28 protein-coding genes are annotated in these 24,322 nt (G+C 67.5%); 13 read left to right on the top strand and 15 right to left on the bottom strand.

The annotated features are described in order from the left end of the window. Positions 1-79: 79 nt before the first annotated feature. From WT16_RS07425 to flgA, 14 genes are all read right to left on the bottom strand, one after another. The gene (locus WT16_RS07425) at positions 80-2,029 is read right to left on the bottom strand and encodes a hypothetical protein (RefSeq protein ID WP_231892032.1); all 1,950 of its coding nucleotides are present in this window, start codon (positions 2,027-2,029) and stop codon (positions 80-82) included. Positions 2,030-2,210: 181 nt separating this feature from the next. After that, on the bottom strand, positions 2,211-2,582 hold the full coding sequence (locus tag WT16_RS07420) for a hypothetical protein (RefSeq protein WP_015600243.1): 372 nt from the start codon (positions 2,580-2,582) through the stop codon (positions 2,211-2,213). Then, positions 2,579-2,920 (bottom strand): hypothetical protein, encoded by a 342-nt coding sequence (locus WT16_RS07415; protein WP_063532990.1) that lies wholly within the window; start codon positions 2,918-2,920, stop codon positions 2,579-2,581. The genes WT16_RS07420 and WT16_RS07415 overlap by 4 nt, the downstream gene beginning before the upstream one ends. Beyond that, positions 2,917-4,017, bottom strand: coding sequence for a hypothetical protein (locus WT16_RS07410; protein WP_059930571.1), 1,101 nt, complete (start codon positions 4,015-4,017; stop codon positions 2,917-2,919). The genes WT16_RS07415 and WT16_RS07410 overlap by 4 nt, the downstream gene beginning before the upstream one ends. Positions 4,018-4,061: 44 nt before the next feature. Next, a complete protein-coding gene (locus tag WT16_RS07405) occupies positions 4,062-4,409 on the bottom strand; it encodes a hypothetical protein (RefSeq protein ID WP_006024224.1) in 348 nt (115 codons plus the stop codon). 49 nt (positions 4,410-4,458) lie between these two features. After that, positions 4,459-4,992 carry a RebB family R body protein gene (locus WT16_RS35360; RefSeq protein WP_006024225.1) on the bottom strand — a complete coding sequence of 178 codons (534 nt, stop codon included), beginning with the start codon at positions 4,990-4,992 and terminating at the stop codon, positions 4,459-4,461. 5 nt (positions 4,993-4,997) lie between these two features. After that, the gene (locus WT16_RS07395; protein ID WP_009911057.1) at positions 4,998-5,189 is read right to left on the bottom strand and encodes a RebB family R body protein; all 192 of its coding nucleotides are present in this window, start codon (positions 5,187-5,189) and stop codon (positions 4,998-5,000) included. 88 nt (positions 5,190-5,277) lie between these two features. After that, a complete protein-coding gene (locus WT16_RS07390) occupies positions 5,278-5,550 on the bottom strand; it encodes a RebB family R body protein (protein WP_006024227.1) in 273 nt (90 codons plus the stop codon). 57 nt (positions 5,551-5,607) lie between these two features. Then, the gene (locus tag WT16_RS07385) at positions 5,608-5,874 is read right to left on the bottom strand and encodes a RebB family R body protein (RefSeq protein WP_006024228.1); all 267 of its coding nucleotides are present in this window, start codon (positions 5,872-5,874) and stop codon (positions 5,608-5,610) included. Between the two features lie 38 nt (positions 5,875-5,912). After that, positions 5,913-6,182 carry a RebB family R body protein gene (locus WT16_RS07380; protein ID WP_006024229.1) on the bottom strand — a complete coding sequence of 90 codons (270 nt, stop codon included), beginning with the start codon at positions 6,180-6,182 and terminating at the stop codon, positions 5,913-5,915. 32 nt (positions 6,183-6,214) lie between these two features. Next, entirely contained in the window at positions 6,215-6,505 is a 291-nt protein-coding gene (locus tag WT16_RS07375) for a RebB family R body protein (RefSeq protein ID WP_006024230.1), read from the bottom strand. A gap of 495 nt (positions 6,506-7,000) precedes the next feature. Then, positions 7,001-7,495 carry a flagellar protein FlgN gene (locus tag WT16_RS07370; RefSeq protein WP_197486454.1) on the bottom strand — a complete coding sequence of 165 codons (495 nt, stop codon included), beginning with the start codon at positions 7,493-7,495 and terminating at the stop codon, positions 7,001-7,003. 25 nt (positions 7,496-7,520) lie between these two features. After that, on the bottom strand, positions 7,521-7,856 hold the full coding sequence (gene flgM, locus WT16_RS07365) for a flagellar biosynthesis anti-sigma factor FlgM (RefSeq protein WP_063532989.1): 336 nt from the start codon (positions 7,854-7,856) through the stop codon (positions 7,521-7,523). 103 nt (positions 7,857-7,959) lie between these two features. Further along, positions 7,960-9,303, bottom strand: a complete 1,344-nt coding sequence (gene flgA, locus WT16_RS34340) for a flagellar basal body P-ring formation chaperone FlgA (protein WP_063532988.1) — start codon at positions 9,301-9,303, stop codon at positions 7,960-7,962. Between the two features lie 261 nt (positions 9,304-9,564). On the opposite strand from flgA, the gene flgB reads away from it, so the two are divergent. The 13 genes from flgB to WT16_RS07295 all read left to right on the top strand — a co-directional run bounded on the left by flgB (position 9,565) and on the right by WT16_RS07295 (position 23,260). Then, positions 9,565-10,056: a flagellar basal body rod protein FlgB gene (flgB, locus tag WT16_RS07355; protein ID WP_015600307.1), complete on the top strand. Its 492-nt coding sequence runs from the start codon at positions 9,565-9,567 to the stop codon at positions 10,054-10,056. An 83-nt stretch (positions 10,057-10,139) separates the two neighbouring features. Beyond that, complete coding sequence (gene flgC / locus WT16_RS07350) at positions 10,140-10,565, top strand: flagellar basal body rod protein FlgC (RefSeq protein ID WP_009911063.1); 426 nt, start codon at positions 10,140-10,142, stop codon at positions 10,563-10,565. A gap of 58 nt (positions 10,566-10,623) precedes the next feature. Then, entirely contained in the window at positions 10,624-11,430 is an 807-nt protein-coding gene (gene flgD, locus WT16_RS07345) for a flagellar hook assembly protein FlgD (RefSeq protein WP_006024236.1), read from the top strand. A gap of 26 nt (positions 11,431-11,456) precedes the next feature. After that, positions 11,457-12,698, top strand: coding sequence for a flagellar hook protein FlgE (gene flgE, locus WT16_RS07340; protein ID WP_009911064.1), 1,242 nt, complete (start codon positions 11,457-11,459; stop codon positions 12,696-12,698). Positions 12,699-12,723: 25 nt separating this feature from the next. Next, positions 12,724-13,485 (top strand): flagellar basal-body rod protein FlgF, encoded by a 762-nt coding sequence (gene flgF, locus WT16_RS07335; protein ID WP_059930564.1) that lies wholly within the window; start codon positions 12,724-12,726, stop codon positions 13,483-13,485. A gap of 32 nt (positions 13,486-13,517) precedes the next feature. Then, positions 13,518-14,306, top strand: a complete 789-nt coding sequence (flgG, locus tag WT16_RS07330; protein ID WP_006024239.1) for a flagellar basal-body rod protein FlgG — start codon at positions 13,518-13,520, stop codon at positions 14,304-14,306. A 20-nt stretch (positions 14,307-14,326) separates the two neighbouring features. After that, positions 14,327-15,022: a flagellar basal body L-ring protein FlgH gene (gene flgH / locus WT16_RS07325; RefSeq protein ID WP_015600406.1), complete on the top strand. Its 696-nt coding sequence runs from the start codon at positions 14,327-14,329 to the stop codon at positions 15,020-15,022. A gap of 5 nt (positions 15,023-15,027) precedes the next feature. Further along, positions 15,028-16,221 carry a flagellar basal body P-ring protein FlgI gene (locus tag WT16_RS07320; protein ID WP_063533072.1) on the top strand — a complete coding sequence of 398 codons (1,194 nt, stop codon included), beginning with the start codon at positions 15,028-15,030 and terminating at the stop codon, positions 16,219-16,221. Then, complete coding sequence (gene flgJ, locus WT16_RS07315) at positions 16,222-17,157, top strand: flagellar assembly peptidoglycan hydrolase FlgJ (protein ID WP_063532987.1); 936 nt, start codon at positions 16,222-16,224, stop codon at positions 17,155-17,157. Between the two features lie 223 nt (positions 17,158-17,380). Further along, the gene (locus tag WT16_RS07310) at positions 17,381-18,139 is read left to right on the top strand and encodes a flagellar brake protein (protein ID WP_006024243.1); all 759 of its coding nucleotides are present in this window, start codon (positions 17,381-17,383) and stop codon (positions 18,137-18,139) included. 196 nt (positions 18,140-18,335) lie between these two features. Next, positions 18,336-20,339, top strand: coding sequence for a flagellar hook-associated protein FlgK (gene flgK / locus WT16_RS07305; RefSeq protein ID WP_015601449.1), 2,004 nt, complete (start codon positions 18,336-18,338; stop codon positions 20,337-20,339). Positions 20,340-20,354: 15 nt separating this feature from the next. Continuing rightward, a complete protein-coding gene (flgL, locus tag WT16_RS07300; protein WP_063532986.1) occupies positions 20,355-21,587 on the top strand; it encodes a flagellar hook-associated protein FlgL in 1,233 nt (410 codons plus the stop codon). 365 nt (positions 21,588-21,952) lie between these two features. Next, positions 21,953-23,260 carry a solute carrier family 23 protein gene (locus WT16_RS07295; protein WP_015600634.1) on the top strand — a complete coding sequence of 436 codons (1,308 nt, stop codon included), beginning with the start codon at positions 21,953-21,955 and terminating at the stop codon, positions 23,258-23,260. Positions 23,261-23,363: 103 nt separating this feature from the next. On the opposite strand, the gene WT16_RS07290 is transcribed toward WT16_RS07295, so the two are convergent. Further along, a complete protein-coding gene (locus tag WT16_RS07290; RefSeq protein WP_009911076.1) occupies positions 23,364-24,245 on the bottom strand; it encodes a transcriptional regulator GcvA in 882 nt (293 codons plus the stop codon). Between the last annotated feature and the right edge of the window lie 77 nt (positions 24,246-24,322).

The following is a 24,322-nucleotide window of genomic DNA, read 5'->3' as shown; positions in this document are numbered from 1 at the left end:
TGATTGACGACTCGCAGCGATAGTTGGCGTGCTGGCAGAACATGCGAGGCCACGAAACACAGGGGGCTCGCGCGATCCGTCACACCACGGGAAGCAGCGTTTTCAGCGCCTCGTATTGCTGCGAGATCGTTTTGCGAATCAGGTAGTCTTCGATCAATGCCGCGGCGACCTTGCGCTGCGCGGCGATTTCCGGCAGCGATGCGTATTCGAGGTCGGGATATGCCGCATCGCGTCGGAATGGGGCTTCGCCGGGAGTGGCAGTCGTCATTGTCAGATAGGCGATCGCCTTGCCTTTCTCGAATACCACCATCGTCATCTCATGGGTGATGCCAGTGGCGCGCGGTACGCTGTAAGTCCGAAAGCGTACCGACGTGCTTATCGGCGTGTCGACATAGCGCGGATCGAATTCCGTTCGGAACAGCTCGCACAGGGTGTCCAACTGCAACTGGTTTTTCACGCGAATCACGACGGCCATCAATACGCCCGAAAAGCCGATTTGCCTGGGCTCAACGTATTCGTTTTGCTCGAGGACGCGGATCAGCACCAAGTCGTCGCTGAATGCGGCGTCGAGTACGCCTACGGCTAATTCGTCGGGCAAGCGCGCCACCGTTCGATCGATCAGTTGCCTCAACCTCACTCGCGCCTCGTCAAAGCGGATCAGCAGTTCGCGGGGGACATGGCCTCCCGCAGTGAAGTCGTTGTGATTCGCGGCCATTCCGTCGGCAATCCGGTCCATCAGGTTGCGTGCCAGGCAGTAAGCGGGGTCTCCATCATCCAGTATGGCTTGTGTCAGGGAGCCGCCATGCTGTTCGATGGCATCGGTGACGCTCGCCACGTGCGCGGGAGGGGCCGCATTGATATCGGCCACCCCGGCCATTTCGCTTAGCGTGTGGGCAATTTGTGATCTGTCGCTGGATCTCCAGATTTGCCCGAAGCGTTCAAAGCGTCTATCGAGCTTATCCGGGTGACGCGAACTTCCATCCGCGATCTCGCACAGCATCGTCGCGATTTCCCGCAGGTGGTACATGATGTCCGGCAGCGGCAGCTTCACTTCGGTGCTGTCGCCGGTCGCCCCGACTTCCGCGCTGTCGGCGCCGGACGATTTCACCGCGATCGTCGTGTTCTGGATGTCGATCTGCCCCTGGGCCAGTTCCTCCCAGACCGCCACCGCTTCGATCGTGTCCCGTCGCGGCAGCGTGACGTCGATCAGTTCCATCAGCAGCGGCTTGCGAACATCCGTTTTTATCTGCGCGGGCAAGGGGCCCCGCAGCAGGGTTGGCTGCGGCACCGGAAGCTTGGATAGCAGCAGCGGTGGCAGAGACGGCAATTGGGCGTGCCAGGTGTAGCCGAGCCGGTGCAGGATGAATGGACGGATCGCGTCATTGAGCAAGATGCCGGGTATCCGTTCCGGGTGATCGACGTCCGGGTCGGATATCCGGCGCCTGTCGTTGGTCCAGAGCCCCAGCCGTTGCTGGTCGAACACCTGGCGCAGCGATTGCGGGTCGTCGTATTCGAGCGAATAAGCCGAGTAGATCCGATGCTTTGACTTTGGGTCGTCCCGCTGCGCGATCCATTGCTTGATCGTCTGATCGGCGAAGTCGCCTGCCACCCGTGCGATGTCGACCCCTGCCCGGATCATCGTGTCCGTCACCAGCTCTTCAAGCAGGCCGTAGACGTAGGCTTGCAGCGGTACCGGCGCCCACGGATCGATGACGACCTGCGTATCCCAGTCGGATTTTCCGCCGCCGTTTTCCGTGGCCGCTGTTCCCTCGGGCTCGTGTATGCATTTGAACGCGTTGCCGCCCTTCATATAGAACTTCACCAGTTTCCGGCCCTGGACAACGTGAAATTTCGCTTGCAACGACTCGTTCAACTCGGCGATGCGAACGTCGATTTCCTGCAGCGCCTCCAGGACTCGCGCGCGGATGGCCCGCTTCTCGATGCCGTCCGGCTTTTCCACGTCGTTGATCAGTTCGGTCAGCCAACTGCTCATCGCGCGCCGCGCCGACCGCTGTTCGGGCGTTTCCATACATGCTCCCGGACTAAGTTTCAATTGCAGCGATTGAACGAGTTCGTCGAGTCATGACGAGTCCGTTGTCGGCCGCCCCCAAAGCCTTGGCTTGACCCGGTCGTAGGGCGGTCGCGACCTGGCATGACACGAAGCCGTCTGACGAGAGCGGGTCTCCCGCAAGGCAGGCGCTGCCCATGAGCTATCCCGCCCGAGATCCCGTCGCCCCGGCCCCCGCCGCCGCGGCCATCGCCTGTTCCGCCTGTCGCTGCGCCGCCTCGACCGCGCGAGCCTGGGCCTCTCCGGCTTGCCGCGACGCGTTCGCCACGGCGGCTTCGCCGGCTGCCGCGCCGCTCAGCGCGGCCGCGAGCGCCTGCTCGGCCTGCGTCATCGCTTCGCGCGCGGCGTGATCGCCGTCGGCTGCGCCGGCGTGCGCCGTGCTGTTCAACGCGGCGCGCATCGCCTTGTCGGTCGCCGCGACCGCGTCATCGACCGCCTGTTGCGCCTGCATCTCGGCGGTCTGCGAAATGGACTCGGGCGGATTCGTCGCCGATACGTCACGTCGGGGGTTCATCGCATGCCTCGCTTGATCGGAGCCGGAACCGCAACCGTGGAAACGGCATCCGTCTTTCCGGCGGTGTGCAATGCGTGCAGCGATTCCAGCAGCGCCAGCCTGGCGTCCACGACCATCTGCTGAGCCTTCGCGCGCGCTTGCCTGCGCATGTCGGCGACGGCGGCGTGCGGGTTCGCGAATTCAGGCGGCGCGTTGGCCGGCGCGTTGGCCGGCGTGATGGCCGGCGTGATGGCCGGCGCGACGCCGGAAGGCGCGGACACGCGTAGCCGCCCGGCCGCCGCTTGCGAGTCTTCCGGCCGTTCGAATGCGTTCGAAATCGGTTTATTGGGAATGCTCACGATACGTTCTCCTGTTCTGCGGTTGCGTTTTCCGTCGCGGCGGGCGCAAGCGCCGCCGGCGCGGCGGGTTTCGCGCCGAAGTCGTTCAGCGAAATCACGCCGTTGCCGCTCAACTGCAATTCGGCATGCAATTGAGCGGACTCGACGGGGAACAGACAGGTCGCGCCATCCTGGCCCATCGTGCCGCGGTCGGGCTGGTGGGCGGCCAGAAACGCCTGCGCCGCGTGCATGAAGAGCTCGACGATGCGCTTGGCCGCTTCGCCCGTCTCGCCCTTGTAGGCGGTGTGCTGGACGATCTGCTGGGCGCCTTGCGACAGCCTCGCGAAGCCCACCATTCGGCCTTGAGCGAGCCAGTTGCGCACGGTCTGCGCGACGTCGGACGGCCCCGCCAGGCCCTGCACCTGCGGACAGTCCAGCGCGCCGAAAAGAATCGGCAGCAACGCTTCCGACGCATCCGTCGCCGCGGCTTCGCGCCGCTCGGGCGTGGCGGCGCTGCTGTTCAGTTGTTCCGCGTAGTCGAGATAGAAGCGGTAGAAGTCGCAGAATTCGAGCACGGTGCGCGCCTGCTTCAACGCGAACGAGGCGGCCTCCTGCTGCAGCGGCTGCTGTCGTGCGCCCTGCGGCAGGTGCATCAGGTCCGTGACCGCCAGGCTGTCGTCGAAGCCGAGCGCCTGGAACAGCGGCGCCGACTTGACGCCCAACTGCGCGAGGAAGCTCGTGCCCGCGGCCAGTTCGTCGCGGGTGACGAGACGGTGTTCCGAGAGGACCTTCGCCACCTGCGCGGCCACGACGGACGAGCCGTCGCCGCTCTCGGCGCGCGCGAGGATGTGCAGGTCGGCCAGGCTCAGCGTCATGAGCTTGACCGGGCTGATCATCAGTCCGAGCTGCGGCAGCAGCGTGTAGCGCGACGCGTGCAGCCCCTGCTGGACCGTGGCGATCAGCTCCGTCTCGTCCGCGAAGTCGTAGCGCGCCGACGGCGCGGTGGCGGCCCAGACCAGCCACTCTATGCCGCCGTCGACGAACGCGAGCGCGAGCCGCCCGATGTCGGACAGCGCGTTGGGCAGCGGTATCAGCTTGCCGGCAACGGATACGGTCATGGCAATGCTCCTTGATCGGACTGCGGGAGGCATACGGGTTCGCTTCAGCCGGCCGGGAATCCCTTGAGCACGGTCGCGGCGACCGAGCCGATCTTCGCGTAGTCGTCGGTTGCGGACTTCATCATCTCCTGCGCCTGGGTGAGCGCCGTCGCGTATTGCGGCTTGCCGGTGGCGAGGAACTGCGCCATCGCCACGCCGGCCGCCGTCGTCGCGATCGTGGTGATGTTGCGCAACGCGTCGGTCGCGTCCTGCACCGCGAGCGCGGTCGATTGGGCGACCGACTGATAGGCCTTGCCCGCGCCGCTCGTCAACACCACCTGCGGGCTCATCGTCGCGAGCTGGCTCTGGTTGATCACGTCGATGACTTGAGAGTTGACCTTCGAGGGATCCATGACATTTCCTTCGGTGGGGTGAATGTGTCAGCGGGCAGCGCGAAATCCTTCAGTTCCTGCTGCTCGGTGCGCCGTGGTTCGGCGTGTCGCCGCCCGGCTTCGACAGCGCGGCCGTGACCGATTGCGCGAACTGGTCCAGCGCGTACTCGGCGTCGCCCGCGTCCTTCGCGGCCGTGTCGGCCGAGGCCTTCAGCTCGTCGAGGGCGGCCTTGGCTTCGCCGAAAGCCGTCTCGCTTTCCTTGACGGCGGCTTCCACGACGGCGGCCGGCGACGACGATTCGCCGGGCCCCGGCAGCGGATGCACTTCGGGCGGCGGTGCCGGCGCGGGCGGCGGCGGCGGGGGCGGCGCCGGGAACGGCACGGCGAGGATCTTCGCGCACGCGGCCGTCAGCGCGGCCGAGTTGATCATGCCGGCGCTTTGCTGGCGATTCACCGCGTTGTGCATGGCCATGCCGAGCGTTTCCAGCAAGACGGCGTCGAGCATGCCGAACGCTTGTGACGGCGATTGGCCGGTCGTCAGCGTGACGACGTTGCTGACGGCGTCGACGATTTGACTGTTGACGGTGCTGTCATCGGTGCTCATGACGATTAGCTTCCCTGTTGGCTTCCCTTGGCGATGATCAATGCGAGAACCTGAGTCGTGGCCGCGCCGGCGATGACCTGGCCCCGCTGCTGATTGGCGACGGCATTGCCCATCGCGATGCCGATGCTGTCGGCCATCGCGAGATAGGTCATGGCCATCGCGGCGGCGGCCGTTTGATCTACGGCGAGCTGTGGCATCGCGCGGACCGGTGCGGCCGAGTACCCGATAGCCGGCGCGCATGGCGCCCGCGTGCCCCGGTGCGTCGGCCGCGGGCGTCAGGCGCGGTTATTTCAGGCCGAGGATCTCCGCGGTGGCGGCGCCCGTGGTGCCCGTTTCCACCGTCAGCAGCGTGGACACGGCCTGCGTGGTGGATGCCTGCATCGTCACGTACGATTGCTGCTGATTGTTCGTCGCGTTGTGTGCGGCGTTCGACAGCGCCTGGCTCGTTGCCACATACAGGTTGCCCATCGCGACGGACGGCGCGTCGCCCAGTACCTTCGTGTTGACTTGCGAGACCGAATCGGTGATCTGGCTGTTGACTGAAGTCGGAAATGCCATGATTCATACTCCTTAATATAGAGATGACGAGTGTGGCGATGATCAATGCACGGACCCTCAGCCGAGGATCTTCTTGGTCGCCATCGCCGTACTGCCGGTGTCCAGCGAGTACAGCAGCGCGACGCCCATCGTGGTCGCAGCCTGCGCCGTGACGTACATCTGCTGTTGCGCCAGGGTCGCGTTGTGTGCCGCATTGGCCAACGCCTGCGCCGTGGCCTGGTACAGGTTGCCCATCGCGATGGACGGAGAGACTCCCAGCACCTGGGTGTTCGCCTGAGTCACCGAATCGGTGATCTGGTTGTTGACGGCAGTCGGAAAGGCCATGTGCTCAACTCCTTGGGATCAACGGTTGCCGGCGATCCTCAGGTACCGAGGATCTTGGTGGTGGCGATCCCGGTCGTGGCCGTGTCGAGCGAATACAGCGTCGCGACGCCCATCGTGGTGGCGGCTTGCGCGGTCACGTAGCTCTGTTGCTGCGCATAGGTCGCGTTGTGCGCCGCGTTGGCCAGGGCTTGCGCCGTAGCCTGGTACAGGTTGCCCATCGCGATCGCCGGCGCATCGCCCAACACTTTGGTGTTGGCCTGCGTGACGGAATCGGTGATCTGGTCATTGACGCTGGTCGGAAAAGCCATGTCGGGCTCCTTGGTGGTTTAGTCCTGGCCGCTTAGCTGCCGAGGCCGCGAACGCCGGTGCTCAGGATGTCCTTGGTCGACACGCCCGTGGCGGCGGTATCGAGCGAGTACAGCGTCGCGACGCCCATCGTGGTGGCGGCTTGCGTGGTGACGTAACTTTGCTGCTGAGCGTTGGTGGCGTTGTGGGCGGTATTGGCGAGCGCTTGCGCGGTGGCCTGGTAGAGGTTGCCCATCGCGATCGCCGGCGCATCGCCCAATACCTTGGTATTGGCCTGTGTGACGGAATCGGTGATCTGGTCGTTGACGCTGGTCGGGAATGCCATGGTTGCTCCTTGTGACGGTGTGGCTGCCTTTCGGCGGGATGTTTTCGGTACGAACCCTGCGCAACTTGGCAGGGCCGTGAAAACATCTTAGAAAAGCAACCGCGGCCCCAATTGGTGCGACCGATGGAAAACACGGCGCCGAATCGGCAAATCGTCGCAACCGGCCAGACGAACCTGCCGCGCCGATCGGCGGTTTCGCCGTATCGGTGTCGGTTTCGTGGTGGCAGAAAAGGCGGCATGCGGAAAAAGCGCCGATTTGCGGCGAAATTTCCGATCCGGCCCGCAAGGGCGCGAGAAGGCGCAGTCGGCCGGACGAAACGTCTCCGGCGCTTCAGCGATGATCAAGGAGGCGGCGCACCGCGCGCGTGCGCATGCGCGCGCAGGCGATCGGCGCTGGCGAGCAGGCGGGTGCCGGGGTTGGCGGGGGAGGCGGCCGGCGCGCTCGGTGCGCGCTCTGGCGAGCGGCAACGCGTGCGCCGCGCTGCCGCTCCGATTTCAGCGTGCGGCCGCGGCGACGCGCCCGTCCGGCCCATAGAAGCCGTTGCGCGGCGGCGCGGCGCGCAGCACGGACAGCGTGCGTTCGTTGTAGTCCATCCGGATGCGGATCAGCATCCCGTTGATCGCGTTCGCATGGCGCGCGCGCTCGGCCGATAGCTGCAGCAGTTGCCAGCCGTTCGCGAGGCGCGCGTCGTTTTCCGCCGCGAGATCCATCCCTTTCTTGCCGGCCGGCAGGCCGAGCGACGCGAGCAGCGTGTCGCGCCGGCGCTCGAGTTGCGCGAGCTTCTCGAGCAGCCCGGTTTTCCGCTCGACGATGCCCGGCAACGCGTCGAGCGGCGACGCCGTCGTCAGCGCCTTCTCCTCGTACGCGAGCAGGGACGCGTACGCCTCGACCGTCGCGTGCTCGTCGTTGACCGTGGCCAGCAGTTCGTCTCTCATTTCGTTTCGCTCGGCATGGCGGCGCGCGGGCCGTCCGCGCACCGTGTTGTGCATTCCGTCGTCCGGCTGCGAAGCCGGCTCAACTGTTGCCCGTCTGCGGCGGCGGCTTCAGCAGATCGCGCGCGGTCTGCAGGATCCCGTCGGCGATCTTGCCCGTGTCGATCGACAGCGTGCCGTTCTTGATCGCGTCCCGGATCGCGTCGACCTGGGCGGTATCGATGTCGGCGCCGCCCGAAGCGGCGAGGCTGCGCAGCGTCGACGACAGGCCGGACAGGCTCACGCTCGCGTCTCCGCCCGCCGGCGCGCCCGCGGGCGCCTGGGTCGCGGGCGGCTGGTCGGCTTGCGCGCGAGCCGCGCCCGTACTGGCGTTCGACAGCGTGCGGGCGTTCGAAGTAGGGGTGGAATCGACATTCACGATGGTGTTTCCTGTACGGGTTTGACCACAATAACGGCAAGGCCGGCCCGAACTTTAGCCCCCGTTTTTCAGTAACCCCCTGAATCAACGAAAGTTTGCAATCTTAGAGGGGGATTTCCACCGTCGCGGCGTCCTTGACGATCGCCGTGACGATCTGGCCCGCCGCCATCCGCACCCGCACCTGTTGGCCGGGCGCCGCGTTGTTGAGCACGCTGCCCTCCGCCGAAATCGTGAATCCCTGCCCCGACGCGACGACCCGCACCGTCTGCCCGATCGACACCGACGCCGCGCTCTTCAACAGATCCTGGCGCAGTGGCAGCCCCGCCGCGACCCGCGTGAGCGTGGTTGCGCCGACCGCCTGCTGCGCGTCGGTGATCACGGCGAGCGGCAGCATCGTCAGATCGCCGTCGCGCGCGACGAGATCGGCGGCCGTGAGCGTCTCGCCCGGCGCGATCTGGCGCGCGGCGACATAGTAGGTTGCCTGCACGGCGAGCTTCGCCTGAAGGTAGATCGTCCACGGACGCTCGCCCGCGCAGCGCACGCCGACCGTCGTGCGGCCCCACAGGCGCGCGCCCGACGGCAGGAACGGCTCGAGCGTCGCGCACGCGGCGAGCCCGCGCGGGAACGCGGGCGCGACGGTGACGGTGGTCTTGCCGGGCAGGCCGGCCGCCTGCTGCTGCAGGAACGCAAGCGCCGCGCGGCGGATCGATTCGCCGTCCTGCTGGCCGGCGGGAGCCGGAGCCGCCGTGGCGGTGCCGGTTGCGGCCGCCGGTTGCGCGCCGGGTGCGCTCGCCGCCGCCCGAATCGGCGCGGGACGGACCGGCAGCGTGCGCGGCGCGGGTTGCGAGCGGAACGACACGGGGATCACGCCGCCTTGCGTGGCCGCCGCGCCTTGCATGCGCGGCGCGGGCCATGATCGCGCAGCCGTCCGCGCATTCGCGGGTTGGCCGGCCGGTGGGGCCCCGTCTTGCGCGGCGAGCGTCGCCGCCGGGGTGCCTTGGCCCGCCGCGGCCGCGGTTGCTTGCCGGTTCCAGCCGCTCGGGGCGGCGGTCAAGGCCCGGCCCTTCGATTCGGCCGGGCCGGGTTCAATCACGATCAGGCCGTGGCCCGGCTCGGCCGCCGCGTGGACATTGCCGGGTTCGCCCGATTCCGCGCCCGGCGCCGCGCCGGCTCGGCCGGCCCATGCGGCAGCCGCCTGCGCGCTCCATCCGCTCGGGCTTGCCGTGCGGTCGGCCCCGTTCAGGCCCGCCGCGCCCGCGGCATTCGCGCCGCGCACACTCGCCGCGTTCGCATTCGCGAGCGCGGTCTGTGCCGATTCGCCGCGGCCCGGGATCACGATCATCCCGCCGTCGCCCGCCTGCTGCGCGAGCGCCGCGCCCATCCAGCCCGCCAGCGCGAGCGCCGCGGCAAAGCGCACGCGCGTTGCGCGGCCTGCGTCAGTCGTCATCGCGCCCTCCTCGAAACCCGTTTGGAAACCCGCTTGGAAACCGATTGATACGGGGTTGCATTCTAGGGATGGGCGAGCGCCGGCAAACCGCGAATAGAGGGGCCCTTTGCCGGTTATTCGCCCGATTGCCCGTTGCGTTGTCCGCCTACCATGCGTCCCATGGGAAAAAGCCTCTTTGGCCGTCCATCGCCGGTTGTCCGCGCCGCGGGTGCCGCGGGCGGCGAAAGAGCGGCGCATCTTATCTTCAGACGGAGCTCGCGGATGCTGGACAAACTCGATGCCGAATTCGCGTTCGGCCGCCAGGCGCTCGACGTGCGCGCGTATCGGCAGGAACTGCTGTCGTCGAACATCGCGAACGCCGATACGCCCGGCTACCGCGCGCGCGATGTCGACTTCTCGTCGACGCTCGCCCGCGCGCTCAAGCAGGACGGCGCGGCGAGCGCGGGCAACGGGGCGACACTGCCGCTCGCGCAGCCGGCGGGCGTGACGAGCGGGATGTCGATGGCGGCGACTTCGGGCGCGCACCTCGCGGGCAACGTGAAGCTGATCCCGACGGGCGGCCCGAGCGACGACTACGGCCGCGCGCAGTACCGGATTCCGCAGCAGCCGGCGCTCGACGGCAACACCGTCGATCTCGACACCGAGCGCGTGCAGTTCGCCGACAACGCGGTGCACTACCAGGCCGGGATGACGGTGATGACGCAGCAGATCAAGACGATGATCGCCGCGATCACGTCGAATTCGGGTTCGTGATGCGCCGCATCGGCGCTTTTCCCGCGTGCCGCGCGCGTCACGGGAAACGGTTGAATGAGCGCGCAACGCGATAAGGAGCATGCATGCCTTCGTTGATGAACATTTTCGACGTCGCGGGTTCCGCGATGTCGGCCCAGTCGCAGCGTCTGAACGTGACGGCGTCGAATCTCGCGAACGCCGACAGCGTGACGGGGCCCGACGGCAAGCCCTACAAGGCGAAGCAGGTGGTGTTCGCGACCGCGCCGATGGGCCGCGCGCGCACCGCGTCCGGCCAGGGCGTCGGCGGCGTGCAGGTGACCAAGGTGGTCGACGATCCGTCGCCGATGAAGACGACCTACGATCCGTCGAACCCGGCCGCCGACCAGAACGGCTACGTGACGATGCCGAACGTCGATCCGGTGCAGGAGATGGTCAACATGATTTCCGCGTCGCGCTCGTACCAGGCGAACGTCGAGACGCTCAACACCGCGAAGCAACTGATGCTGAAGACGCTGACGATCGGCAGTTGACACGCGGCTTTGCATCGACCGAAAGAAACACGCACAGCAGAGAGAAAGGCGAACCGGGATGACATCTTCCTCCACGACCATCGGCAGCAGCGGCACCTCCGTGAACTCGCTGCCGTATGACACGATGAGCTCGAACGGCCAGTCGTCGGGCACGAGCGGCGCGAGCGGCACGAATGCGAACAGCAATGTCGCGAGCTCGCTGTCGACGACGTCGGCGGCCGATCTGCAGACGACGTTCCTCAAGCTGCTCGTCACGCAGTTGCAGAACCAGGACCCGACGAGCCCCGTCGACAGCTCGCAGATGACGTCGCAGCTCGCGCAGATCAACACCGTGAGCGGCATCGCGCAACTGAACACGGCGCTCACGTCGCTGTCGTCGCAGATCACCGCGAGCCAGCAGACGCAGGCAGCGATGCTGATCGGCTCGAACGTGCTCGCGCCCGGCAACACCGTGCCCGTCAAGAGCGGCGCGGCGTCGCCGTTCGGCGTGCAGCTCACGAGCGCCGTGTCGAACCTGACGATCAACGTGAAGAACTCGGCGGGCGTCGTCGTCAACACGATCGACGCGGGCGCGCAGTCGGCGGGCACCGTGCCGTTCAACTGGACGCCGACGGACGGGGCCGGCAACGCGCTGCCCGACGGCACCTACACGATCAGCGCGAGCTACACCGACACGTCCGGCAAGCAGTACGCGCCGACCACGCTGTCGTCCGCGCAGGTGCTGAGCGTCATCAAGCAGGCGGACGGCACGCCGGGGCTCGTGCTGTCGAACGGCTCGACGGTCGGCTTCAGCCAGGTCGCGTCGATCTTCCCGAACACCACGAAGAGCGCGTCGACCGACAGCTCGTCGTCTTCCACCAACTGATCCAGCACTTCGCTACGGAGACCGAGATGGGCTATCAACAAGGTTTGAGCGGTTTGGCGGGCGCGTCGAGCAACCTCGACGTGATCGGCAACAACATCGCGAACGCGAACACGGTGGGCTTCAAGGGAAGCACCGCGCAGTTTTCCGACATGTACGCGAATTCGGTCGCATCGGCCGTCAACAATCCGATCGGCATCGGCACGATGCTCGCATCGGTGCAGCAGCAGTTCAGCCAGGGCACGATCACGTCGAGCACGTCGTCGCTGAACGTCGCGATCAACGGCAACGGCTTCTTCCAGATGTCGAACAACGGCGTTCTCACGTACTCGCGCGACGGCACGTTCCAGCGCGACAAGAACGGCTACATCGTCAACTCGCAGGGCCTGAGCCTGATGGGCTACCAGGCGGACAAGAACGGCGTGATCAACACTGCGCAGACCGTGCCGCTGCAGGCGCCGACGAACAACATGGCGCCGACCGCGACGACCAGGATCTCCGGCCAGTTCAACCTGAACTCACAGGATACGGTGCCGACCAAGACGCCGTTCGACTATGCGGATTCCACGACGTACAACTTCCAGACGGCGGTCCAGGTATACGACTCGCTCGGCGGCTCGCAGCAGGTCAACATGTATTTCGTGAAGTCGGCGGCCGGCACGTGGGAAGCATACGCGGGCGTCAAGAACCAGACGCCGACCGATCTCGGCACGGTCACGTTCGATACGTCGGGCGCGATCAAGAGCACGACGCTGGCGGGCTCGACCACGCCGACCACGACGCTCGGCCAGTTCCAGTTCTCGATCCCGAACACGGACGGCTCCGCGACGCCGCAGGCGCTCACGCTCGACCTGACGGGCACGACGCAGTACGGCGGCAAGGACGGCGTGACCAACCTCGCGCCGGACGGCTTCGCGAGCGGCACGCTCACGACCTTCACGATCGGCAACGACGGCAAGCTGACCGGCAACTACTCGAACGGCCAGACCGCGACGCTCGGCCAGATCGTGCTCGCGAACTTCAACAACCCGAACGGCCTCGTGAACATCGGCAACAACCAGTACGTCGAGACGGCCGCATCGGGCGTGCCGCAGATCTCGGCTCCCGGCAGCACGAACCACGGCACGCTGCAGGGCAGCGCGCTCGAAAACTCGAACGTCGATCTGACGAGCCAGCTCGTGAACCTGATCACCGCGCAGCGCAACTACCAGGCGAACGCGCAGACGATCAAGACGCAGCAGGCCGTCGACCAGACGCTCATCAACCTGTAAGCGGCCTTCGCGGACAACAGCCAGCATGGACCGACTGATCTATACGGCGATGACGGGCGCGACGCAGTCGCTCGAGCAGCAGTCCGTCGTCGCGAACAATCTCGCGAACGCGTCGACCACGGGCTTTCGCGCGCAGCTCGCGACGTTCCGCGCGGTGCCGATGAACTTCGACGACGGCAGCGGCAACGTCGATCCGGCGACGACGCGCACCTACACGCTGTCGTCGACGCCCGGCGCGGATTTCGCGCCGGGGCCGATCGAGCGCACGGGCAATCCGCTCGACGTCGCGGTTCAGGGGCCGGGCTGGCTGTCGGTGATGCTGCCGGACGGCACCGAGGCGTATACGCGCGCGGGCAACCTGCACGTCGACCAGAACGGGCAGCTCGTGACCGCGAACAACCTGCCCGTCGTCGGCAACGGCGGCCCGCTCGCCGTGCCGCCGAACGCGCAGCTCACGATCGGCGCGGACGGCACGGTGTCGGCGCTGATGCCGGGCGATCCGCCGACCGCCGTCGCGATGATCGATCAACTGAAGCTCGTGAACCCCGATCCCGCGACGATGAAGCGCGGCGACGACGGCCTGTTCCGCACCGCGGACGGCAATCCCGCCGACGCCGACGCGGCCGTGAAGGTCGTGCCGAATTCGCTAGAGGGCAGCAACGTCAATCCGGTGGCGGCGATGGTGTCGATGATCGACAACGCGCGCGCGTTCGAATTGCAGACGAAGCTGATCCAGTCCGCCGACCAGAACGAGCAGGCGGCGAACCAACTGCTCAACTTCAGCTAAGCGCCGCCGGGCGCCAGACAAGGAGTCAACACGTGAACCGTTCCCTCTACATCGCCGCGACCGGCATGAATGCGCAGCAGGCGCAGATGGACGTGATCTCGAACAACCTCGCGAACGTGAGCACCAACGGCTTCAAGGGCTCGCGCGCGGTGTTCGAGGATCTGCTGTACCAGACCGTGCGCCAGCCGGGCGCGAACTCGACGCAGCAGACCGAGCTGCCTTCCGGCCTGCAGCTCGGCACGGGCGTCCAGCAGGTCGCGACCGAGCGCCTGTACACGCAGGGCAGCCTGCAGCAGACCGGCAACTCGAAGGACGTCGCGATCAACGGCCAGGGCTTCTTCCAGGTGCTGATGCCGGACGGCACGAACGCGTACACGCGAGACGGCTCGTTCCAGACCAACGCGCAGGGCCAGCTCGTCACGTCGAGCGGCTATCAGGTGATTCCGGCGATCACGATGCCGCAGAACGCGACGTCGCTCACGATCGGCAGCGACGGCGTCGTGTCCGTCACGCAGCCGGGCTCGAACAACGCGGTGCAGATCGGCGCGCTGCAGATCGCGACGTTCATCAATCCGGCCGGCCTCGACGCGAAGGGCGAGAACCTGTTCGCGGAGACGACGTCGTCGGGCGCGCCGAACGTGTCGCAGCCGGGCCTGAACGGCGCGGGCACGCTCAAGCAGGGCTACGTCGAATCGTCGAACGTGAACGTCGTGCAGGAGCTCGTCAACATGATCCAGACGCAGCGCGCGTACGAAATCAACAGCAAGGCCGTGACGACGTCCGACCAGATGCTGCAGACCGTCACGCAGATGTCGCGCTAACCGGCACCAGGTCAGAAGCCATGAAGCAGGTTCGTTTCCTCCCGCAACCGGCGCGCCGCGCGCGCGTCGCGGCCGCGCTCGCGGCCGCCGCGCTCGCGGGCTGCGCGCAGATCCCGCGCGAGCCGATCACGCAGCAGCCGATGTCGGCGGCGCCGCCGATGCCGCCCGCGATGCAGGCGCCCGGCTCGATCTACAACCCGGGCTATGCGGGCCGGCCGCTCTTCGAGGATCAGCGGCCGCGCAACGTCGGCGACATCCTGACGATCGTGATCGCGGAGAACATCAACGCGACGAAGTCGTCGGGCGCGAACACGAACCGGCAGGGCAACACGAGCTTCGACGTGCCGACGGCGGGCTTTCTCGGCGGCCTCTTCAACAAGGCGAACCTGTCCGCGCAGGGCGCGAACAAGTTCGCGTCGACGGGCGGCGCGAGCGCGGCGAACACGTTCAACGGCACGATCACCGTGACGGTGACGAACGTGCTGCCGAACGGCAACCTCGTCGTGAGCGGCGAGAAGCAGATGCTGATCAACCAGGGCAACGAATTCGTGCGCTTCTCGGGCGTCGTCAATCCGAATACGATCTCCGGCCAGAATTCGGTCTACTCGACGCAGGTGGCGGACGCGAAGATCGAATATTCGGCGAAGGGCTACATCAACGAAGCCGAGACGATGGGCTGGCTGCAGCGCTTCTTCCTCAACATCGCGCCGTGGTGAAGACGATGCGTATCCTGCTCGCGCGCGCCGTGCGCGCCCTCGTCCGATCGAATCGCCGCGCGGCGGCGTGCTGCGCGCTCGCGTCGTGCGCGCTCGCGCTCGCATGCGCGCCCGCCGCGGCGCGCGCGGAGCGCCTGAAGGATCTCGCGCAGATCCAGGGCGTGCGCGACAACCCGCTGATCGGCTACGGCCTCGTCGTCGGCCTCGACGGCACGGGCGACCAGACGATGCAGACGCCGTTCACGACGCAGACGCTCGCGAACATGCTCGCGAACCTCGGCATCTCGATCAACAACGGCTCGGCGAACGGCGGCGGATCGTCGGCGATGACGAACATGCAACTGAAGAACGTCGCCGCGGTGATGGTGACGGCGACGCTGCCGCCGTTCGCGCGGCCGGGCGAGGCGATCGACGTGACCGTATCGTCGCTCGGCAACGCGAAGAGCCTGCGCGGCGGCACGCTGCTGCTCACGCCGCTGAAGGGCGCGGACGGCCAGGTGTACGCGCTCGCGCAGGGCAACATGGCGGTGGGCGGCGCGGGCGCGAGCGCGAACGGCAGCCGCGTGCAGGTGAACCAGCTCGCGGCCGGCCGCATCGCCGGCGGCGCGATCGTCGAGCGCTCGGTGCCGAACGCGATCGCGCAGATGAACGGCGTGCTGCAACTGCAACTGAACGACATGGATTACGGCACCGCGCAGCGGATCGTGTCCGCGGTGAACTCGAGCTTCGGCGCGGGCACGGCGACGGCGCTCGACGGCCGCACGATCCAGCTCACCGCGCCCGCCGATTCGGCGCAGCAGGTCGCGTTCATGGCGCGGCTGCAGAACCTCGAGGTGAGCCCCGAGCGGGCGGCGGCGAAGGTGATCCTGAACGCGCGCACGGGCTCGATCGTGATGAACCAGATGGTGACGCTGCAGAACTGCGCGGTCGCGCACGGCAATCTGTCGGTCGTCGTCAACACGCAGCCCGTCGTGTCGCAGCCGGGGCCGTTCTCGAACGGGCAGACGGTCGTCGCGCAGCAGTCGCAGATCCAGCTCAAGCAGGACAACGGCTCGCTGCGGATGGTGACGGCGGGCGCGAACCTCGCCGAAGTGGTGAAGGCGCTCAACTCGCTCGGCGCGACGCCCGCGGACCTGATGTCGATCCTGCAGGCGATGAAGGCGGCGGGCGCGCTGCGCGCGGACCTGGAGATCATCTAAGTGACGACTTTCACGAAAGCGAACGATCTGTCGCAGCGCTTCGCGCTCGACGTTCAGGGGTTCGACGCGCTGCGCTCGAAGGCCACGGCGGCGTCGCCGCGCGAGGGTGTGAAGATGGTCGCGGGCCAGTTCGACGCGATGTTCACGCAGATGATGTTGAAGAGCATGCGCGACGCGACGCCGTCGGACGGCCTGCTCGATTCGAGCTCGTCGAAGATGTACACGTCGATGCTCGATCAGCAGCTCGCGCAGCAGATGTCGTCGAAGGGCATCGGCGTCGCCGACGCGCTGACGAAGCAGTTGCTGCGCAACGCGAACGTCGCGGCCGACGCGCAGGGCGAAGGCGGCCTCGCGGCAATGAACGCGCTCGCGAGGGCGTATGCGAATTCGAATGCGTCGTCCGGCAACGGCGCGCTCGCGGGCACGCGCGGCTATTCGGCGGCGAGCGCGCTCACGCCGCCGCTGAAGGGCAACGGCAATTCCGCGCAGGCGGACGCGTTCGTCGAGAAGATGGCGGGCGCCGCGCAGGCAGCGAGCGCGGCCACCGGCATTCCGGCGCGCTTCATCGTCGGCCAGGCGGCGCTCGAATCCGGCTGGGGCAAGCGCGAGATCCGCGGCGCGAACGGCGAATCGAGCTACAACGTGTTCGGCATCAAGGCGACGAAGGGCTGGGCCGGCCGCACGGTGTCGGCCGTCACGACCGAGTACGAGAACGGCAAGCCGCACCGCGTCGTCGCGCAGTTCCGCGCGTACGACTCATACGAGCACGCGATGACCGATTACGCGAACCTCCTGAAGAACAACCCGCGCTACGCGGGCGTGCTGAACGCGGGCCACAGCGCGGAAGGCTTCGCCAACGGGATGCAGAAGGCCGGCTACGCGACCGATCCGCACTACGCGAAGAAGCTGATTTCGATCATGCAGCAGCTCGGCTGACCTCGGTTGACACAAGCCGAGCAACCGTTCGGTACATTTCGGACCGCGCCGGCTGGCCCCGCGCGGTTTTAACGTTTGCTGAAAAAATAAACTCCGGTTTCGATCTAAACTTTGCGTTGCTGTTGCCGCTAAACGTGAGAGACCAGCGATCGGGCGGATCACACCCGGTCATAACGCGCCCCCGAAATCCGCCGGGCGCATAGAGATAAAATACCGGCAAGCCATGAATACCGAACAGTCGACGAGTCTGGCCGAGAGCGCCGCCGCGCATTCCGGCCACGATTACGGCCGCCGCAATCCGCTCGAGATCGGCGTGCAGTTGCGCAACCTCGTCAATCGCGGAGATTTCCTGACCGTCCAGTACCAGGGCGGCCAGCTCGTCACCCGCATCCTCGACGTCGACGTCGGCGCGCGGACCTTCGTATTCGACTGGGGCGCGCTTGCCGATCAGAACGCGGGCATCCTCGCCGCGCCGCGCTGCGTGTTCCATGCGTCGCCGGATGGCGTGCGCGTCGAATTCTCGACCGCGCCCCCGCGCGAAACCCGCTACGAAAACCTGCCCGCGTTCGAGGCCGACTTCCCCGACGTGCTGTACTGCGTGCAGCGCCGCGAATATTTCCGGGTCGACGCGCCGATCCTCGATCCGTACGTGTGCCGCGGCAAGCTGCCCGACGGCGAGAGCTTCCTGTTCGAGGTGCACAACCTGTCGCTCGGCGGCCTCGGGCTGCGCACGGGCGACGACCGCGTGGCGTCGCTCGAGCCGGGCACGACGCTGCCCGACGTCGAGCTGAACCTGAACGGCCACGGGAAGCTGTCGCTCGATCTGCAGCTCGTGTCGCACCGCGCGACCGAGACGCCGAGCGGCGCGCGCCGCTACCAGCTCGGCTTTCGCTTCCTGTCGCTGCCGGGCAATGCCGAGAACACGCTGCAGCGCATCATCACGCAGCTCGAGATGAAGCGCCGGCAACTCGCGCGCGCCTGACGAAGCCGCTCTCGCGCGTGGCCGACGCGACCGCGCGGGGCAACGGAAACGCTCGCGGCGGCGCTCGCGCGCCGGCCGCGCAACGCGGCGCGCATCTTTTGCGCGTGCGGTCCCTCAATTTTTTCGACGCGCGGCCGTTATACCGGGAGTCCACGCAACCCGGCGGCCGCGGCGCGGCCGGCTCATAGGATCGCGCATGTCCAATACCCTCATGAACCTCGGGGTCAGCGGCCTGAACGCCGCACTCTGGGGGCTCACCACGACCGGCCAGAACATCAGCAACGCGGCGACGCCCGGCTACTCCGTCGAGCGTCCCGTCTATGCGGAGGCAAGCGGCCAGTACACGAGCAGCGGCTATCTGCCGCAAGGCGTGTCGACCGTGACGGTCCAGCGGCAGTACAACCAGTATCTGTCGGACCAGCTCAACGCCGCGCAGACGCAGGGCAACGCGCTGTCGACCTACTACACGCTCGTCGCGCAATTGAACAACTACGTCGGCAGCCCGACGGCCGGCATCGCGACCGCGATCACGAACTATTTCACCGGCCTGCAGACTGTCGCGAACAACGCGGCGGACCCGTCCGCACGGCAGACCGCGATGAGCAACGCGCAGACGCTCGCGAGCCAGCTCGTCGCCGCGAGCCAGCAATACTCGCAACTGCGTCAGAGCGTGAACTCGCAGCTCACCGACAGCGTCAAGCAGATCAACAGCTACACCTCGCAGATCGCGCAGCTCAACGAGCAGATCGCGTCGGCGAGCTCGCAGGGGCAGCCGCCGAACCAACTGCTCGACCAGCGCGATCTCGCGGTGTCGAATCTGTCGCAGCTCGCGGGCGTGCAGGTCGTGCAGAGCAACGGCAGCTACAGCGTGTTCCTCGCGGGCGGCCAGCCGCTCGTCGTCGGCAACACGAGCTACCAGCTCGCCGCCGTCGCATCGAAATCCGATCCGAGCGAGCTCACGATCGTGTCGAACGGCATCGCCGGCGCGAATCCGCAGGGCAGCCCGCAATACCTGCCCGACGCGTCGCTGTCGGGCGGCACGCTGGGCGGCCTGCTCGCGTTTCGCAGCCAGACGCTGGACCCCGCGCAGGCGCAGCTCGGCGCGCTCGCGGTCAGCTTCGCGTCGCAGGTCAACGCGCAGAACGCGCTCGGCGTCGACATGTCGGGCAACCCGGGCGGCAATCTGTTCACGGTCGGCAGCCCGACCGTCTATGCGAATCAGGGCAATACCAGCGGCGCGACGCTGACGGCGTCGATCGCGGACGGCACGCAGCCGCCGTCGAGCGACTATTCGCTGTCGTACGACGGCTCGAAGTACACGCTGACGGATCGCGCGACGGGCAGTGTCGTCGGCACGGCGACATCGACGTCCACGCCGCCGACGATGACGATCGGCGGCTTGAATCTGTCGCTCACGAGCACGCCCAACGCGGGCGACGCGTTCACCGTGCTGCCGACGCGCGGCGCGCTCGAAGGCTTCGCGCTCGCCACCGCGAACGGCTCGGCGATCGCGGCCGCGTCGCCCGTGCTCGCGGCGGCCGCGCCGACGAACAGCGGCACGGGCGCGATCTCGCAGGGCTCGGTGAGCGCGGGCTATCAACTGCCGTCCGGCACGACGACGCTCACGTACAACGCGTCGTCGAAGACGCTGTCGGGCTTCCCGGTCGGCACGACGGTGACGATCGCGGGCACGCCGCCGACGTCGATCGACATCACGAGCGCGACGACGCCCGTGCCATACGACCCGTCGAAGGGCGCGTCGATGACGATCTCGAGCACGACGCAGCCGGCGCCGTCGGGCGTGATGAACGGCGTGAGCGTATCGCTGTCGGGCACGCCCGCGGATGGCGACCAGTTCACGATCGGCGCGAACAAGGGCACCAACGACGGGCGCAATGCGCTTGCGCTGTCCCAGCTCGTGAACTCGAAGACGATGAACAACGGCACGGCGACGCTGACCGGCGCGTACGCGGGCTACGTGAACGCGATCGGCAACGCGGCGAGCCAATTGAAGGCGTCGAGCGCCGCGCAGACGGCGCTCGTCGGCCAGATCACGCAGGCGCAGCAGTCGGTGTCGGGCGTGAATCAGAACGAGGAAGCGGCGAACCTGATGCAGTACCAGCAGTTGTATCAGGCGAACGCGAAGGTGATCCAGACGGCGAACTCGGTATTCCAGACCGTGCTCGGTCTCTTCAACTGAACGAGGTAGGCGGCGATGCGCATTTCCAGCTCTCAGCTCTACAGCCTGAACGTCGACATGATGAACGACCAGCAGGCGCAGATCGCTCAGCTCTACCAGCAGGTGTCGAGCGGCGTCAGCCTGACGACGCCCGCCGACAATCCGATCGCGGCCGCGCAGGCGGTGCAGTTGTCGGCGACGTCCGCGACGCTCTCGCAGTACACGCAGAACCAGACCATCGTGCAGACCGCGCTGCAGACCGAGGACACGACGCTCACGAGCGTCAACGACGTGCTCAACGCCGCGTACCAGGCGATCATGCACGCGGGCGACGGCGGGCTGTCGGACAGCGACCGCGCGGCGCTCGCCGCGCAGATCCAGGGCTCGCGCGACCATCTGCTCACGCTCGCGAACACCGCGGACGGCGCGGGCAACTACCTGTTCGCGGGCTTCCAGCCGACGACGCAGCCGTTCTCGAACAAGCCGGGCGGCGGCGTCACGTATGCGGGCGACTACGGCGCGCGCACGGTGCAGATTGCCGATACGCGCACGGTCCCGCAGGGCGACAACGGCGCGAGCGTGTTCATGTCGGTGCCGTTCCTCGGCAGCCTGCCGGTGCCCGCCGCGGGCGCGAGCAACACGGGCACGGGCACGATCGGCGCGGTCAGCATCACGAACCCGTCCGATCCGACCAACACGCACCAGTTCACGATCACGTTCGGCGGCACGGCGGCGGCGCCGACCTACACGGTGACCGACAATACGGTCACGTCGCCGACGCCGCCGGTCGCGCAGCCGTACTCGCCAGGCGAGGGGATCGATCTCGGCGGCCAGACGGTCGCGGTGTCGGGCACGCCGGCCGCGGGTGACACGTTCACGGTGACGCCCGCGCCGCAGGCGGGCACCGACGTGTTCGCGACGCTCGACACGGTGATCGCCGCGCTGAAGACGCCCGTCGGCAACAACCCGACCGCGTCGACCGAGCTGACGAACACGATGGCCACCGCGTCGACGAAACTGATGAACACGATGACGAACGTGCTGACCGTGCAGGCGTCGGTGGGCGGCCGCCTGCAGGAAGTGAAGGCGATGCAGGCGGTGACGACGACGAATTCGCTGCAAACGACGAACAGCCTGTCGAACCTGACCGACACGAACCTGCCCGCCGCGATCAGCCAGTTCCTGCAACTGCAGAATTCGCTGAGCGCCGCGCAGAAGGCGTTCGTGCAGATGCAGAACCTGTCGCTGTTCCAGTATCTGAATCCGTAAGCGGCCGATTCGGTTCGCGAATCGGCCGCGCAAACAGCGGGCGGTTGGCTGCGCCGAGACCTCGTGCGGTGCGATGAAGCGGACGGCACGCGCCGCCCGCTTTGTTTTTTCGGCGAGGCCATCGCGCCGTTGCCATGTTGTTGGCGCTTGCCGCCCGTTGTCGTCGATTCCCGCCGCTCTCGCGCGCCCGCGCCCGTTTCCTTACCCGTTCCTTGCGTTTGTTGCCCGCGCGCATCCCGCGCGGCGGGGCGTTTTTGCGCGCCCGCCGCTTGTCAGCGCGATTCCCGCTTCGTACACTCGCGCGTGATTTTGCCTCGACGCGCCGTCGCGCGCGCCTCAATCCAGACAACCAGGAGAATCCCGCGATGGCCGATTCCTATTTTCCGCGGTGGCGCGCGCAGCCGCGCGACGACGCGGCCCGCTTCGTCGCCCCCGACGAGCGCCTGCCGTGGCCGCAGACGTTCGCGATGGGCGTGCAGCACGTCGTCGCGATGTTCGGCTCGACCGTGCTCGCGCCGCTGCTGATGGGCTTCGATCCGAACCTCTGCATCCTGATGTCCGGGATCGGCACGCTGCTGTTCTTCGTGCTCGTCGGCGGGCGCGTGCCGAGCTATCTCGGCTCGAGCTTCGCGTTCATCGGCCTCGTGATCGCGGTGACGGGCTACGCGGGCGGCGGCGCGAATCCGAACATCCCCGTCGCGCTCGGCGGGATCGTCGCCAGCGGCGTCGCCTATGCGCTGATCGGGCTCGTCGTGTCCGCGATCGGCACGCGCTGGATCGAGACGCTGATGCCGCCCGTCGTCACGGGCGCGATCGTCGCCGTGATCGGGCTGAACCTCGCACCGATCGCGGTGAAGAGCGTGTCCGCGTCGACCTTCGATTCGACGCTCGCGCTCGTGACGGTGCTCTGCGTCGGCGGCGTGGCGGTGTTCGCGCGCGGGATGCTGCAGCGCCTGCTGATTCTCGTCGGCGTGCTGATCGCGTACGCGATCTACGCGGCGCTCACGAACGGCATGGGGCTCGGCAAGCCGGTCGATTTCTCGATGGTCGCGCATGCCGCATGGTTCGGCGTGCCGACGTTCCATCGGCCCGTGTTCGATCCGCATGCGATGCTGCTGATCGCGCCCGTCGCGGTGATCCTCGTCGCGGAGAACCTCGGCCACATCAAGGCGGTGAGCGCGATGACGGGCCGCAATCTCGACCGCTACGTCGGCCGCGCGTTCATCGGCGACGGCCTGGCGACGATCGTGTCGGGCAGCCTGGGCGGCACGGGCGTGACGACGTATGCGGAGAACATCGGCGTGATGGCGGTGACGCGGATCTACTCGACGCTCGTGTTCGTCGCGGCCGCGCTGATCGCGATCGCGCTCGGCTTCTCGCCGAAGTTCGGCGCGGTGATCCAGACGATTCCGGGGCCGGTGCTGGGCGGCGTGTCGATCGTCGTGTTCGGCCTGATCGCGGTGACGGGCGCGCGGATCTGGGTCGTGAACCGCGTCGATTTCTCCGACAACCGGAATCTGATCGTCGCCGCCGTCACGCTCGTGCTCGGCGCGGGCGACTTCTCGCTGAAGCTGGGCAGCTTCGCGCTCGGCGGGATCGGCACCGCGACGTTCGGCGCGATCATCCTCTATGCGCTGCTGCGCAAGGAGAAGGAGCCGGGGCCGATGGTGTGAGCGCACGGGCGCGGCCGGCCCGCAACGTGATCGCGCCGTCGGGCGCATCGGCGCGCGCGGTTTGTCCGGCCTCGAGCCTGCCTGCCGAAACCCGCCCGAACGTTCAGCCCGCCTGCGCCTGCGCGTCGAGCCACGCGCAGAACCGGCCGACGAGCGCGTTGCTCGCCGTCTCGCGCGGCGCGATCCACCAATAGCTGAGCGTCGCGATGCGCGGGCCCGGCAGCGGCGTCACGAGCCGGCCGCTCGCGAGCTCGTCGGCAATGAGCGGCAGCGGCCCGAGCGCGACGCCGAGACCGTCCACGGCCGCCTGCAAAGCCAGATAGAAGTGGTCGAACGACTGCTTCTTGCGGCCCTTCATCGGCGCGCCCGCCGCGGCGAACCATTCGCGCCACGCGTCCGGGCGCGTATCCGAATGCAGCAGCACGTGGCGCGCGAGATCGTCCGCGCTCGCGATCGGCGTGCGCTTCAGGAGCGCCGGGCTGCACACGGGAATCACGCTTTCGTCGAGAAAGCGGCCGCTCGTGCAGTTCGGCCAGCGGCCCGGGCCGCGCCGGATCGCGACGTCGAAGCCGTCGAGCGAGCCGAGCGGCGCATTCGACGTCGACAGCTTCAGCTCGACGTTCGGCGCCTCGCGCTGAAACCGCGACAGCCGCGGCAGCAGCCATTTCATCGCGAACGTCGGCAGCGCGTTGATCCGCAGCACGCGCGCCGTGCCCGTCTCGCGCAACTGGTCGGTCGCGCGTGCGATGCTGTCGAACGCCGCCTCGATGGTTGCGAGATAGCGGCGGCCTTCGTCGGTGAGCTTCACCCGCTTGCCGTGCCGGCGGAACACCGGCTGGCCGAGCCACGCCTCGAACGCGGCGATCTGCCGGCTGATGGCACCGTGGGTCACATGCAGCTCCTCGCCCGCGGCGCTGAAGCTTTCATGTCTTGCTGCTGCCTCGAAGGCCCTGAGGGCCGGAAACGGTGGGAGATCGCGTGCCATGCTTGTGATTCTAGATCACAAGGGCGCGCCGATAAAATCGTTTGGAGTCCACGGCGAACGGGCGTAATCTCGGTTCG

The organism is Burkholderia sp. MSMB1589WGS, assembly GCF_001636105.1.
Taxonomy (GTDB): domain Bacteria; phylum Pseudomonadota; class Gammaproteobacteria; order Burkholderiales; family Burkholderiaceae; genus Burkholderia; species Burkholderia humptydooensis.
The sequence above is the reverse complement of the archived record's forward strand: the minus strand, read 5'-3'. Positions and strand labels throughout refer to the sequence as shown.